Source organism: Xanthomonas citri pv. mangiferaeindicae (assembly GCA_002240395.1).
Taxonomy (GTDB): domain Bacteria; phylum Pseudomonadota; class Gammaproteobacteria; order Xanthomonadales; family Xanthomonadaceae; genus Luteimonas; species Luteimonas citri_A.
Window position 1 is genome coordinate 2798246 of sequence record CP016836.1, and the last position, 13475, is coordinate 2811720.

The 13475-nt window shown below is 70.5% G+C and carries 11 protein-coding genes; 4 read left to right on the top strand and 7 right to left on the bottom strand.

What is annotated here, in order from left to right; genetic code table 11:
• Positions 1-22 precede the first annotated feature (22 nt).
• A complete protein-coding gene (asnB, locus tag BEN78_12140; GenBank protein ASR44008.1) occupies positions 23-1729 on the top strand; it encodes an asparagine synthase B in 1707 nt (568 codons plus the stop codon).
• A gap of 92 nt (positions 1730-1821) precedes the next feature.
• Here asnB and BEN78_12145 read toward each other — a convergent pair whose 3' ends face one another.
• Positions 1822-2370 carry a cytochrome B gene (locus BEN78_12145; protein ASR44009.1) on the bottom strand — a complete coding sequence of 183 codons (549 nt, stop codon included), beginning with the start codon at positions 2368-2370 and terminating at the stop codon, positions 1822-1824.
• A gap of 190 nt (positions 2371-2560) precedes the next feature.
• Between BEN78_12145 and BEN78_12150 the strand changes: the two genes are divergently transcribed.
• Positions 2561-3772 (top strand): trans-2-enoyl-CoA reductase, encoded by a 1212-nt coding sequence (locus tag BEN78_12150; protein ID ASR44010.1) that lies wholly within the window; start codon positions 2561-2563, stop codon positions 3770-3772.
• Positions 3773-3833: 61 nt separating this feature from the next.
• Here the strand turns inward: BEN78_12150 and BEN78_12155 are convergent, their stop codons facing one another.
• Positions 3834-4049, bottom strand: coding sequence for a hypothetical protein (locus tag BEN78_12155; protein ID ASR44011.1), 216 nt, complete (start codon positions 4047-4049; stop codon positions 3834-3836).
• 1 nt (position 4050) lies between these two features.
• The gene (locus BEN78_12160) at positions 4051-4644 is read right to left on the bottom strand and encodes a cytochrome C biogenesis protein (protein ASR44012.1); all 594 of its coding nucleotides are present in this window, start codon (positions 4642-4644) and stop codon (positions 4051-4053) included.
• Between the two features lie 435 nt (positions 4645-5079).
• On the opposite strand from BEN78_12160, the gene BEN78_12165 reads away from it, so the two are divergent.
• A complete protein-coding gene (locus BEN78_12165; protein ID ASR44013.1) occupies positions 5080-5706 on the top strand; it encodes a DNA-3-methyladenine glycosylase in 627 nt (208 codons plus the stop codon).
• Here BEN78_12165 and BEN78_12170 read toward each other — a convergent pair.
• Both BEN78_12170 and BEN78_12175 read right to left on the bottom strand, forming a co-directional pair.
• A complete protein-coding gene (locus BEN78_12170; protein ID ASR44014.1) occupies positions 5703-8294 on the bottom strand; it encodes a penicillin acylase in 2592 nt (863 codons plus the stop codon). The genes BEN78_12165 and BEN78_12170 overlap by 4 nt on opposite strands.
• Before the next feature lie 83 nt (positions 8295-8377).
• On the bottom strand, positions 8378-9751 hold the full coding sequence (locus tag BEN78_12175; protein ASR44015.1) for a heat-shock protein Hsp70: 1374 nt from the start codon (positions 9749-9751) through the stop codon (positions 8378-8380).
• Positions 9752-9889: 138 nt separating this feature from the next.
• Here BEN78_12175 and BEN78_12180 point away from each other — a divergent pair, with 138 nt between their 5' ends.
• On the top strand, positions 9890-10387 hold the full coding sequence (locus BEN78_12180; protein ID ASR44016.1) for a bacterioferritin: 498 nt from the start codon (positions 9890-9892) through the stop codon (positions 10385-10387).
• A 28-nt stretch (positions 10388-10415) separates the two neighbouring features.
• Here BEN78_12180 and BEN78_12185 read toward each other — a convergent pair whose 3' ends face one another.
• Both BEN78_12185 and BEN78_12190 read right to left on the bottom strand, forming a co-directional pair.
• The gene (locus tag BEN78_12185) at positions 10416-11066 is read right to left on the bottom strand and encodes a thiopurine S-methyltransferase (protein ID ASR44017.1); all 651 of its coding nucleotides are present in this window, start codon (positions 11064-11066) and stop codon (positions 10416-10418) included.
• Positions 11067-11112: 46 nt separating this feature from the next.
• Positions 11113-13356, bottom strand: coding sequence for a DNA topoisomerase IV subunit A (locus tag BEN78_12190; GenBank protein ASR44018.1), 2244 nt, complete (start codon positions 13354-13356; stop codon positions 11113-11115).
• Positions 13357-13475 lie beyond the last annotated feature (119 nt).

Consider the following 13475-nt stretch of genomic DNA (forward strand, 5'->3'; position numbering starts at 1 on the left):
TCACCCCCCAAGGAGCCCCACCATGTGTTCGATCTTCGGCATCTTCGGCTTGCAGTCTGGAGACGACATCGCCTCCCTGCGCCGCCAGGCGCTCGCCTGTTCGCAACGCCAGCGTCACCGCGGTCCCGACTGGAGCGGTGTCCACGCCGACGACCGCGCGATCCTCGTGCACGAGCGCCTGGCGATCGTCGATCCGGCCGGTGGTGCCCAGCCGCTGCGCTCGGCCGACGGGGCGCTTGTGCTGGCGGTCAACGGCGAGATCTACAACCACCAGGCGCTACGGGCGGACCTGCGTGCGCCCTATGCATTCACGACCGCGTCCGACTGCGAAGTGATCAATGCGCTGTACCGCGAGCATGCAGACGACCCCGCGGGCCCGTCGGCATGGCTGGAGCAGCTCAACGGCATCTTCGCGTTCGCACTGTGGGATCGCACGTTGGGCCGCGCGATCATCGCCCGCGACCCGATCGGCGTGGTGCCGCTGTACTGGGGCCACGACCGCGAAGGCCGGCTGCGCGTGGCCTCGGAGATGAAGGCGCTGGTCGACAGCTGTGCCGATGTCGCGCAGTTCCCGCCCGGCCACTGGTACGACAGCGCGACCGACACGCTGACGCGCTATTACGCGCGGCCCTGGCGCGAGCACGACGCGGTGGCCGGACACGCGCCGTCGTTGCCGGCGCTGCGCGAGGCCTTCGAGGCCGCGGTGCACCGGCAGCTGATGACCGACGTGCCGTACGGCGTGCTGCTGTCGGGTGGACTGGATTCCTCGCTGGTCGCCGCGGTCGCGGCGCGCTACGCGCGTCATCGCATCGAGGACGGCGACCGCAGCGAGGCCTGGTGGCCGCGGCTGCATTCGTTCGCGATCGGCCTGGCCGGCTCGCCGGATCTCGCCGCCGCGGCGGTCGCGGCCGAGGCCCTGGGCACCGTGCACCACGGTTTCGAGTACACGTTCGAGGAGGGCCTCGACGCATTGCCGGACGTGATCCGGCACATCGAGACCTTCGACGTGACCACGATCCGGGCGTCCACGCCGATGTTCCTGCTCGCGCGGCGGATCAAGGCGATGGGCGTGAAAATGGTGCTGTCGGGCGAGGGCAGCGACGAGATCTTCGGCGGCTACCTGTACTTCCACAAGGCGCCTGACGCACGCCAATTCCACGAGGAACTGGTGCGCAAGCTCGATGCGCTGCACGGCTACGACTGCCTGCGTGCGAACAAGGCGATGATGGCCTGGGGCGTCGAGCCGCGCGTGCCGTTCCTCGACCGTGAATTCCTCGACGTGGCGATGAACATCGACGCCGCATACAAGATGATCGATCGCGGCAGCGAAGGGTATCAACGCATGGAGAAAGGCCTGCTGCGCGCCGCATTCGACGGCGCATTGCCCGACCAGATTCTGTGGCGGCAGAAGGAGCAGTTCAGCGACGGCGTGGGCTACGGCTGGATCGACGGGCTCAAGGCGCACGCCGAGGCCCAGGTCAGCGATCGCGAACTGGCCGCCGCGGCGAGTCGCTTCCCGCACGCGCCGCCGCAGACCAAGGAGGCGTATCTGTATCGCAGCCTGTTCGAACAGGCATTCCCGACGCCGGCCGCGGCGGCGACCGTGCCAGGCGGCAAGTCGATCGCGTGTTCGTCGCCCGCGGCGATCGCCTGGGACGCTGCGTTCGCGACTGCGGCCGACCCCTCGGGCCGCGCAGTTGCCGGCGTCCACCACGCTGCAGTGGCCTGACGCCACGTCACCGCATGGATCACCTCCCCCGCAACGCGGGGGAGGTCGGTCCGCACCGCGGACCGGGGGGCAGATGGGCAGCGCCGCCCCCGCTACAGCCGCCCGGCCATCCGTGCGAGCGTGGTGTCGCGCCAGAGCAGGTGGTGCAGCGCGACCATCAGCACGTGGCCGACGACCAGGACGAGCAGCGTCCAGGCGAGTACGCCGTGGGACAGGTTCGCAGGTGCCATCAACGTGGCCTGTTCCACGCCGGTGGCCGGGAACAGCGGGATGCCCCAGGGCGCAAAGCCCTTGCCCGAGCCGTATTCGCGCAGCAACGCGACCGTCGGCACCCAGGCCATCAGTGCGTACAGTGCCGCATGCCCGGCCAGCGCCGCGCGGCCGACCCAGGTCGGCGGGTGCGGCGGCCGGCGCCGCCATTGCGACAGCCCCCAGACGCCGCGCGCGAGAATCAGCAGCATCAGCAGCGTGCCGACCGGCTTGTGGGTGCCGACCAGGAACGCGGTCAGGGCATGGCGCCCGAGCGCCAGCTTCACGCCCATGCCGAGGAACTGCCACGCAAACAGCGCTGCCATGCCCCAGTGCAGCAGACGGGTGATCAGGCCATATCGGGTAGGGGAGTCGAGCCAGCGCGAAGACATCGGGAGTGGGGTCCGCAGCAGAGCGCAGTTGCGCCCGGGGCGCCCAGTTCAGCTGGCGACCGGCGTGCTGTCAATCGCATTGCCACGATGCAGGCGTGCGCGCCGCCGCAGACCATTGCCCCCCGTACGGGACCGGGACCGCGCCACGCCTTAAACTGACGCCCGATTTCCACGACAACCGGGCAGCACAGTGATCATCCATCCCAAGGTCCGCGGCTTCATCTGCACCACCACGCACCCCACCGGATGCGCCAACAACGTGCGCGACCAGATCGAGGCGACGCAAGCGCGCGGTGTGCGCGACGACGGCCCGAAGAAGGTGCTGGTGATCGGTGCATCGAGCGGTTACGGACTGGCGGCGCGCATCAGCGCGGCCTTCGGCTTCGGCGCCGACACGCTGGGCGTATTCTTCGAAAAGCCCGGCACCGAGAAGAAGCCCGGCACCGCCGGCTGGTACAACGCCGCGGCGTTCGACCAGGCCGCCAAGCAGGCCGGTCTCTATAGCCGCTCGATCAACGGCGACGCGTTCTCCGACGCCGCGCGCGAACAGGCGATCGCGCTGATCCGCGACGAGATGGGCGGTCAGGTGGACCTGGTGGTCTATTCGCTGGCCTCGCCGGTGCGCAAGCTGCCCGACACCGGCGAGCTCAAGCGCTCGGCGCTCAAGCCGATCGGCGAGGCCTACACCTCGACCGCGATCGACACCAACAAGGACCAGGTGATCCAGGCGACCGTCGAACCGGCGACCGAGCAGGAGATCGAGGACACGGTGACTGTCATGGGCGGTCAGGACTGGCAGTTGTGGATCGACGCGCTGCGCGATGCCGGGGTGCTCGCCGATGGCGCGAAGACGGTCGCCTTCAGCTACATCGGCACCGAGATCACCTGGCCGATCTACTGGCATGGGGCGCTGGGCCGGGCCAAGGCCGATCTCGATGCGACGGCGCGCCGGCTCGATGCCCAGCTCAAGCCCACCGGCGGCAGCGCCAACGTCGCCGTGCTCAAGTCGGTGGTCACGCAGGCCAGTGCTGCGATTCCGGTGCTGCCGCTGTACATCGCGATCGTCTTCAAGGTCATGAAGGAACTCGGCCTGCACGAAGGCACGCTCGACCAGCTCGACCGTCTGTTCCGCGAGCGCATGTACCGCGCCGATGGCGCGCCGGCCGAGCTCGACGACGAACACCGTCTGCGTCTGGACGACTGGGAGCTGCGCGACGACGTGCAGGCGCAGTGCAAAGCGTTGTGGCCGCAGGTCACGACCGAGAACCTGACCGCGCTGACCGATTACGCGGGCTACAAGCACGAGTTCCTGAAGCTGTTCGGCTTCGAGCACGACGACGTCGACTACGACGCGGATGTCGATCCGGTGGTCGATTTCGACGTGATCGAACTGCGCGACTGAGCGCGCGCGACCGCAGCGCGTGCCCGGCGCCGGCGTTGGCCGGCACCGGGCGTGTCCGCACTCAGCCGCAGCAGTAGCACTGCAGCGGCTGGCCGGGGCCGCCGGGCCCGAGCTGCCCGCCGAACGGCGCGCATTCCTGCGCGCAGGCCCATGCGCTACACGAGGCCTCGCGGTCCTCGCCGTCGTCGGCCATTGCCTGCATCGCACCGAAGCCCATGCAGCCCACGAACAGGGCAGCAGCCGCGGCGTTGCGCATCGTCTTCCAATACCGTGTCATGTCATCGCTCCTCGACAGTGGCCAGGGCTGGCGACGCATCCCTGCGTTGCAGCGCGGCCAGAAGGTCCTGCATCCGCTCCTTGGTATCGAAGGTGCCCACGCGCGCGTAACGCACCCGGCCGTCGCGATCGAGCGCGAGCAGCGCGGGCACGTTGCGCGCGCGGAACAGCATCACGTGGCGCCGGTCGGTCAGCGTGGTCACCGCAAACGGCAGGCGATGGGTGTCCGCATAGGCGCGCGCCTGCGCCTGCGTGCAGTGGCACACGCCCAGTACCTCGACGTCCGGACCGTGCGCCTGGGCGATGCGCCGCGCGGCCTCGGCCACGCGCGGCAGCGAGCGCCGCGAGTAGGGGCAGGTCGGGGTGAAGAAGTACAGCACCTGGAACGCGCCGGACGGCGCGCCGAGCACGTGCGCAGCGCCGTCGAGCGTGGTCGCTTCGACCTGCGGCACGTACATGCCCAGATAAGGTTCGGTGGTGCGCGTCACGAACCAGCGCCGCTCCTCACGCAGTTCGCGGTTCTGCCAGGCAAGCACCGCCACCAGCGCGCAGGCGCCCAGCAAGCCCAACCAGATCCATGGCATGCGACGTGGCATGCGACCGCCTCCTGCGTTCGATCGTGCCTAGACCCTGCGCACGCGTCGGGCCCGGGTCAATCGGTGGCGGAGCGATTGGCCATCGAAATGGCCGAACTGCACAGGCAGTCACAGTTCCGATGCAATGGCGTTGGCGGCCTTGCGACACGGGTGCGGCAGTGCGTCACGGACCTGGCGCTCGGCCACGGCGGGGGTTGCCCGTGTTCCAGGTGACGATGGCTGGCATGGCGATGCTCCGGGTCGATGGGACCGGTGGGGGCGCCTGCTCGCCTATCGGCGGGATGCGCTTGGACCCGGTGCATCGACGATGGCGCGCCGGCACGGCGTCGGGGATCGGGCGGATGCGATGTCGCATGGCGCTGGATCCGGTGCGATCGTCGGCCGGGTGGTCGGAGACGGCTTGCCCGGCAAGTCCGGCGGCCCCATCTGGGTGCGATGGACCTGTTCCCGAGCGCCGCGCCGCGGATCCTCGTCGACGACGACGAGGGCGGCATCCGCTACTGGGCCGATGCGGTCGATCCGGCGACCGCGGCGGCGTGGTTCGAGGCGCTGCGTGACGGGGCGCACTGGGAGACCCAGCATCGGCCGATGTATGACCGCGTGGTCGCGGTCCCGCGATTGCTGGCGTCCTACCGGCTCGATGCCCTGCCGCCCGGGTTGCCGCTGCCGGAGATGGGCCGTTTGGTGCAGAGCTTGGTGCCTGCGCCGTACACCGCGGTCGGGCTCAATTTCTACCGCGACGGCCGCGACAGCGTGGCCATGCACCACGATAAGTTGCATACGCTGGTCCCCGGCCAGCCGATTGCGTTGCTGTCCCTGGGCGCCGCGCGGCGGATGTCGATCCGCACGAAGGCCGGGCGTGGCAAGGCGATCGCGATCGAACTCGCGCCCGGCAGCGTGCTGGCGATGAGCCATGCCTCGCAGCTGACCCACGAGCACGGGATCGCGAAGACGACGCGTCCGGTCGGACCGCGGATCAGCGCAGTGTTCCGTGCGCGCCCGGCGGAGAAGATGGCCGCCGGGCTCTACGGCACCCATTGGCAGGGGGCGCTGGACCGCTAGTCGCGGCGCGCCGCGTCGGATGGCGCCGCGCGGTGTGCGGGCTGCAACTGCAGCACGTGCGTGGCCGGGCCCGGCAGGAACGGCGAGGCGCGGCCCTGCACCCAGTCGTCATGGCCGGCGCCCCAGAACGGTGACAGGGGATGGCCGCTCTGGCCGCCGGGCATGTGCGCGATGCCGTCGGCTTCGTGCCCGGGCGCGACCACCATGCGCTGCGAGGCACCGAACGCCGGGGCCTGCACGCGCGGCACGGTGCCGTCGCCGGGCAGTGGCTGTGCCGGCATGCACAGCGCGCGCCGGCCGATGAGCGGGATCGCGGCCGCGAGCGGGTGACAGATCGCCGCGGTGTTGTGCTCGCCCCAGGTCCGTTGCGCCAAGGGTCCCTCGGCCTGCAGCGTGTCGCGGACCTCGCGCGCGGCATCCTCCAGCAACGCGGTCCAGCCATCGGCGACCGGCGCGCAGCGCCCCTGCTGGGTCTGCGGCGTGCAGGCGAAACGGCGCGGCAGCAGGTGCTCGGGGCGCTGGGACACCAGCGGCCAGACCACGCCTTCGAAGTTCGGCGGGTCCGGCCAGGCGATCGCGTCGCCGGCGGTTGCGCGTGCGGGTGCGACCAGGCCGTCGGCGATGCGTGCATGGACCGCCAGCCGCCATGCGCGGACGATGCGGTACGCGACCGAATCGATGGCGGCGCGGCCGCGCCAGTCACGGCTTGCGTCGGCAAGGGCGCGCAGCGCGGTGGCGTCGGCACCGGCCGCGTCGGCTGCGCGGACGAGCAGGGCCTGCCACTGCGTCAGCAGCAGTGCGCGGTCGTCGAGCTGGATCGCGAGCAGGTCGCGCTCGCTGAAGCGGTTGCGGGTATCGAGCCCTTGGCGGATCTGCCAGGCGCGGATGCCCAGGGCCGCACCGCCATCGCCGAGCCGGGCGAAGTCCGCGCCGTCGACGACGCAGCTGTTCGCGGTCCACAGCCGCATCGCGTCGGGCGAGCGGACGCGCGGTGACACATCGGTGGCGATCGGCCACGGTGCACAGATGTTGCCAGTGTCGCTTGCTGTACCGTCGAGATCCGGGGAACGGGAGACCGTCGCGCCATCGCAGCCGGACGCACGCACCGGGACCGGTCCGAGCAGGCGCCAGGCCACCGCGCCGTGCAGATCGCCGATCACCAGGTTCTGGGTCGGGGTCGCGGTGCGGTCGGCGATCGCGAGTGCGTCATCGAGATCGCGTGCATGAGCGAAGTCCGCCAGGCCGAAGTTCAGGGCGCCGGGCAGGTGCGCGGTCCAGCGCAGCGCCAGCGCGCTGCCGTCGGCCTTGCGATGGACGACCGGTCCCCAGTCGCTGTCGTCCACGGTCAGCACCTCAGCCGCGCGACCGGCGATGGCGATGGTTTCGGCATGGCGCCGCAGCGGCGTGCAGCCGGGCGCCGGTGAAGCAGACGCGTCGCAGGGCACGATGCGTTGCCAGTCCAGCGTGTCGACGTAGCTGTTGGTGAAGCCCCAGGCGATGTGTCCGTTGCTGCCGACGATGACGGCAGGCAGGCCCGGCAGCGTGAAACCGGTGATGTCGACGCGGCCGCCCGGCGCGCGGGCATCGGGATAGCGCAACCGCGCACGGAACCACAGGTTGGGCGCGCGCAGGCCTAGATGCATGTCGTCGGCGACCAATGCGCGGCCGTCGGCGGTCAGTGCACTGCCGACCGCGAAGTTGTTGCTTCCCACGGCAAGATCGGCCGCCGCAGGCGGCCCGCCATCGTCTCTCCCCCGCACCGTGGGGGAGCGGGGAACCGCTTGCGGCGCAAGCGGTGGAGTGGGGGCCTGCGAGGACATCGCCGCGGATCGCGCGCCGGCGGCGCCCCCATCCGTCACGTCCAAGCGGCGCAGATCCACCACGTCGGCGTCCGGCAAGGGCGCATCGCCGCGCGCTGCGCCCTCCAGTGGGGCATCCCAGCGGCTGCCGTCGTGGGCCACCAGTGCAAGCAACGCGGGTGGTAGGTGCGGGCGGAGCCGATGCATCGCCAGTTCGCGTGCGTTGCTGGAATCCTGCAAGTCGAAGTACATCGAGAAGCCGACCAGCGCCGAATCGGCCGGCGTCCAGGGCGCCGGCTGCTGGCGCAGCAGCAGATACGGCCACGGTCGGGCCCGCAATGCGGCCAGTCCAGCGTTCGCGCCCTCGGCGTAGGCGCGCAGCTGCGGCATACGCTCGCCGGCGGCCTCGGTCAGTGTGGCGTTGACGCGGGCACGCATGCGGTGCAGGCGATGGCGACGATCGGTGTCGAGCGCGCGCTCGCCGAACAGCGCCGAGAGTTCGCCCGCGGGCAGGCGCCGCATCAGATCCATCTCGAAGTAACGCTCCTGGGCATGCACCCAGCCCAGCGCGCGCATCGCGTCGGTCTCGCTGTCGGCGGTGATCGTCACCGTGCCCAAGGCGTCGCGCTGGATCGTCGCCCGCGCCTCAAGCCCGGGCAGCGTCCGCGTGCCCGCCAGGTCCGGCAGGCTGCCGCGCAGCTGCCACCACAGCATCGTGGCGATCGCCAGCGCAACGACTGCCAGTGCCAGCAGCGCCCGCAGGCTCCAAGCGCGCCACCGGTTGCGCATTGCCGAGCTCCCCCCGTCGCGGCCGCCTGCCGCCGCCCGATTGTTTCAGGTTCCGCGCGTGAGGGGCGGGCGCGCCGCGGCGCTCAGCCCGCGGCGGGCGTGTTGGACGCGTGCTCGGCCAGACCCGAGACCACGCCCAGCGACGGGTCGCCGCGGACGACCCGGGCCTGCGGGAACCGCGCCCGCGCGGCGGCCTGCACATAGGGCGCGCCGGACATGCCGCCGGTCAGGAACAGCGTGTCGGGCGGTTGCGGCAGGTCGTTGCGGACCTCGTCGAGCAGTCCGCCGATCTGGTCGAGGAAGCGCGCGGCGGCGGCCTCGAGATCGGCGCGGGCGGCGTCCACCGACAGGCCCGGCTCGATGAAGTCGAGCGGCTGCACGGCCGTGGCGTCGTCGCTGAGCCGGACCTTCATGGCCTCGATGCCGCGGTAGAGCCGGGTGGTGCCGCCCTCGTCCTGCAGCGCCTGCAGGCGCGGGCCGTACGGCGCCACGACGTCGCGGTAATCGTGGCGGTGGAACTCGCGCTGGCGCGGCAGGTCCTGCACGGTCGCGGCCTCGACGAAGTGGTGCACCGGCGTACGCGTGACGCCCTTGCCGAACAGCGGCATCGCGCGGGCCAGGCTCAGCGCGATGTCGACGTCGGTGCCGCCATTGGCGATGCCCCAGGCGCGGTGCACCTGCGGCGCATCGTGGCCGCCGATGCTCGCCAGCGCGATGTCGGTGGTGCCGCCGCCGATGTCGACGACCAGCGTGGTCTGGCGCTGTGGGCTGATCGCGTGGTGATGCAGTGCGGCCGCGGCCGGTTCTTCGAGGAAGTGCACGGTGTCGAAGCCGGCGATGCCGGCGGCCTCGCGCAGGATCGCAATCGCCTGCTCGCCGCCGGCCTCGCCCATCGAGCTGCGGAAGCGCACCGGCCGGCCCAGTGTCGCCTCGCGCACGACGGTGCCCAGCTGCCGGCTCGCGGTGAGCCGGATGTGCTCGAGGATGTGCGCGGCGATGCCGGCGATGGTGGCGCGGGCGCGCGGATGCAGATTGAAGCCGAGCATCGACTTGGGCGACTGCACCAGGTTGCCGGTGCCGTCCTCGAGGTAGCGTTCGATCGCTTCTTCGCCGAACACCGCGTCCTGCAGATCGGCGACCGAGGTCTCGGCTTCGCGCATCTGCTGTTCCATCCATTGCCTGCGCACGATGCGCACCGCGTCGCCGCGCAGCTGCGCCTCACTGCGTGCCGCGGTGCCGGCGCGGGTCTGCGCGGCCTTGAGGTCGCGCACGATCTCGGCGACCTGCGCCTCCATCGCGTCGGTCAGTGCGAAGTCGGCCACGTCGGGCACGGCGCGCGGGAAATACACCGCGGTGCGGAACTGCGCCTGCCCGCCGAAGCGGATGTGTTCGAGGCGGTCGCCGATGCGCGCGGCGGCGGCCGAGTAGCTGGTGCCGAAGTCGATACCGATCTTCATCTGCGCGGGTCGGGAGGCGGAGGGGCGGGCGAGTCTACGTGGCTGGCCCTGAGAATGCGAAATGCATGCATTTGCATCCGATCATCGTCGCGGCCGACTGGGCATACTGCGCCCATTCCCGGACCTGCGAGCCCCCCGATGAAAGGCCATCCCGAAGTCGTCGACTACCTGAAGTTCCTGCTGCGCGGCGAGCTTGCCGCACGCGACCAGTACTTCATCCATTCGCGCCGCTACGAGGACCTGGGCCTGCACCAGCTCTATGCGCGGATCAATCACGAGATGGAGGAGGAGACCCAGCACGCCGATGCGCTGCTGCGCCGCATCCTGTTCCTGGAGGGCGATCCGGACATGCGGCCCGAGGCGTTCGAGCCTGGCCGCACGGTCGAGGAGATGCTGCGCAAGGACCTCGCGCTCGAGTACGCGGTGCGCGACCACCTCGCCCAGGGCATCGCGCTGTGCGAGCGCCATGGAGATTTCGTCAGCCGCCAGGTGCTGGTGACCCAGCTCTCCGACACCGAGGAAGACCACACCTACTGGCTGGAGAAGCAGCTGCGCCTGATCGAGATGATCGGCCTGCAGAACTACCAGCAAAGCCGCATGGGCGACGCGGAAGGCACGCACGCCGGCGCGGGCTGAAGCTCACGCATGCGCGCGGCGCTGCGCGTCAGTCGCGGCGCGCGACCTGCCAGACCGCGGTCGACAGCGCGGTCGTGCCGAAATCCGGCTCGCTGGCGAGGATGTCGCGGTGCTCGACCAGGCCCACGTGCCAATCGGTATCGAGCAGCGCATGCACCGCATCGGCGTCGACCGAGAAGGGGGGGCCGGCTTTCTCATGCTGCGGGTACGTCAGCGTGACCAGCAGCCCGCGGCAACCGGCCGGCAACCGGTGCCACGCGGTCGCGGCGTAGGTCGCGCGCAGGTCGGACGGCAGCGCGATCATCGCTGCCCGGTCGTAGACCGCCGCGCAATCGGCCAGGATGGCCGCATCGAGTGCGAAGGCATCGCCGACGATCAGCTCGTACGGGCCGGCGGTGTAGTGCCGGCCTGCAGCGGACTCGTGGACCTGCGGCGTCAGCCCGCACCCGTCGAAGAACGCACGCACGGCCAGTTCGGAGAGCTCGACTCCGAGCACGCGATGGCCCTGTTCGGCCAGCCAGACCATGTCCAGCGACTTGCCGCACAACGGCACGAAGACGCGGGCGCCGGCCGGCAGGCGCAGGGCCGGCCAGTGCGCGATCAGCAGCGGCAGCGGAGCGTCGCGGTGGAAACCGATGCGCTGCGTGCGCCAGCGCTCGTGCCAGAACTCCGGATGCATGCCGATCTCCGAGAAAAATCGACGGCAGGGGCGACGGCGCAGGCCGTCACTCCACCGACAGGCCCTCGACCTTCTGCCAGCCGCGCGGCAGCAGGCCGCCGCGGCTGGCACGCGCGCCGATGTAGGCGTCGAGGTCCTTGAACGCCAGGGTCATCGTGCGCGCGCCCGACTGCACCAGCAATGCGCCGCCCGGCGACACCACGGCCAGCGCCACGACCTGCTCGGTCCCGCGCTTGGCCTTGGGAATCTCGATGATCTTGTTGCCTTTGCCCTTGTCGAGTTCCGGCAGCTCGGCGACCGGGAACGCGAGCAGGTGGCCGGCGCTGGTGACCACCACCAGCCGGTCGGCCTGGGCGTCGCGGACTGCCGCCGGCTGCAGCACGGCCGCGCCCGGCGAGAGCGAGAGCATCGCCTTGCCGGCCTTGTTGCGGCCGGTGAGGTTTTCGAACCGGGTCACGAAGCCGTAACCGTGCGAGGACGCAACGACGAAGCGGCTGTCGTTGTCGCCGGTAGCGATCGTCTGGAACGCGGCGCCCGCGGCCGGCGAGAAACGGCCGGTCAACGGCTCGCCGTTGCCGCGCGCCGACGGCAGCGAGTGGGCGATCGTCGAATAGCTGCGGCCGTTCGAGTCGAGGAAGGCGACCTGCTGCGTGCTGCGTCCGCGTGCGAACGCCAGCAGGCGGTCTCCCTCGCGGTACGACAGCCCGGCCGGGTCGACATCGTGCCCCTTGGCCGCGCGCACCCACCCCTTCTCGCTGACGACGATCGTCACTGGCTCGCTGGGCACCAGGTCGGTCTCGGCCAGTGCCTGCGCGCTGCCGCGCACGACCAGCGGCGAGCGGCGGGCGTCGCCGAACTTCTTGGCGTCGGCCAGCAACTCGTCCTTGATCAGCTTGCGCAGCTTGGCCTTGCTGTCGAGCGTGGCGATCAGGCGATCGCGTTCGGCCTCCAGCTCGGCCTGTTCGCCGCGGATCTTCATTTCTTCCAGCCGCGCCAACTGGCGCAGACGGGTCTCGAGGATGTAGTCGACCTGCTCGTCGCTCAGGCCAAAGCGCGCCTGCAGCACCGGGCGCGGCTCATCCTCGGTGCGGATGATGCGGATCACCTCGTCGAGGTTCAGGAACGCGATCAACAGGCCATCGAGCAGGTGCAGGCGGCGCTCCACCTTCTCCAGCCGGTGGGTCAGCCGGCGGGTGACGGTGTCGGTGCGGAACTGCAGCCATTCGCTCAGCAGCGCCTTGAGGTTCTTGACCTGCGGCTTGCCGTCGAGCCCGATGACGTTGAGGTTGACCCGGTAGCTCTTTTCCAGGTCCGTGGTCGCGAACAGGTGGCCCATCAGCTGCTCGGCATCGACCCGGTTCGACCGCGGCACCAGCACCACGCGCACCGGGTTGGCGTGGTCGGACTCGTCGCGGATGTCCTCCAGCCACGGCAGCTTCTTGGCGCGCATCTGGGCTGCGATCTGCTCGATCACCTTCGACGGCGAGACCTGGTAAGGCAGGGCGGTGATGACGATGTTCGCGTGTTCCTTCTCGAACGTCGCGCGGGCACGCACGCTGCCGTGGCCGGTCTCGTACATCTGCAGCAGGTCGGACGCCGGGGTGATGATCTCGGCGCTGGTCGGATAGTCGGGCCCGCGCACGTGCTCGCACAGGTCGCGCACGCTGGCATCGGGGTCGTCGATCAGGCGCACGCAGGCGCTGACGATCTCGCCCAGGTTGTGCGGCGGCACATCGGTGGCCATGCCGACCGCGATGCCGGTGGTGCCGTTGAGCAGCAGATGTGGCAGCCGCGCGGGCAGCCAGGAGGGCTCTTCGAGTGTGCCGTCGAAATTGTCCGCCCAGTCGACCGTGCCGTGGCCGAGCTCGGAGAGCAGCATCTCGGCGATCGGGGTCAGCTTGGACTCGGTGTAGCGCATTGCCGCGAACGATTTGGGATCGTCGCTGGAGCCGAAGTTGCCCTGGCCGTCGATCAGCGGGTAGCGGTACGAGAACGGCTGGGCCATCAGCACCAGCGCCTCGTAGCAGGCGCTGTCGCCATGCGGGTGGTACTTGCCGATCACATCGCCGACGGTGCGCGCGGATTTCTTGGGCTTGGCGGCCGCGCCCAGGCCCAGCTCGCTCATCGCGTAGACGATGCGGCGCTGCACCGGCTTGAGACCATCGCCGATGAACGGCAGCGCACGGTCGAGCACCACGTACATCGAGTAGTCGAGATAGGCACGCTCGGCGAACTCGCGCAGCGGCAGCTGCTCGAAGCCATGGAAGGCGGGGCGGACGGACTCGGTCATCGGAACTGCGGCTGCGGGGGAGCCGGCGATTCTAGCGGGTGCCGGTCGCAGGGGACGAGCCGCCCCGTTGCCTGGGCCGAACGGGGCCAGATACAGGAATTGCGCCCGGTCGCGCTATG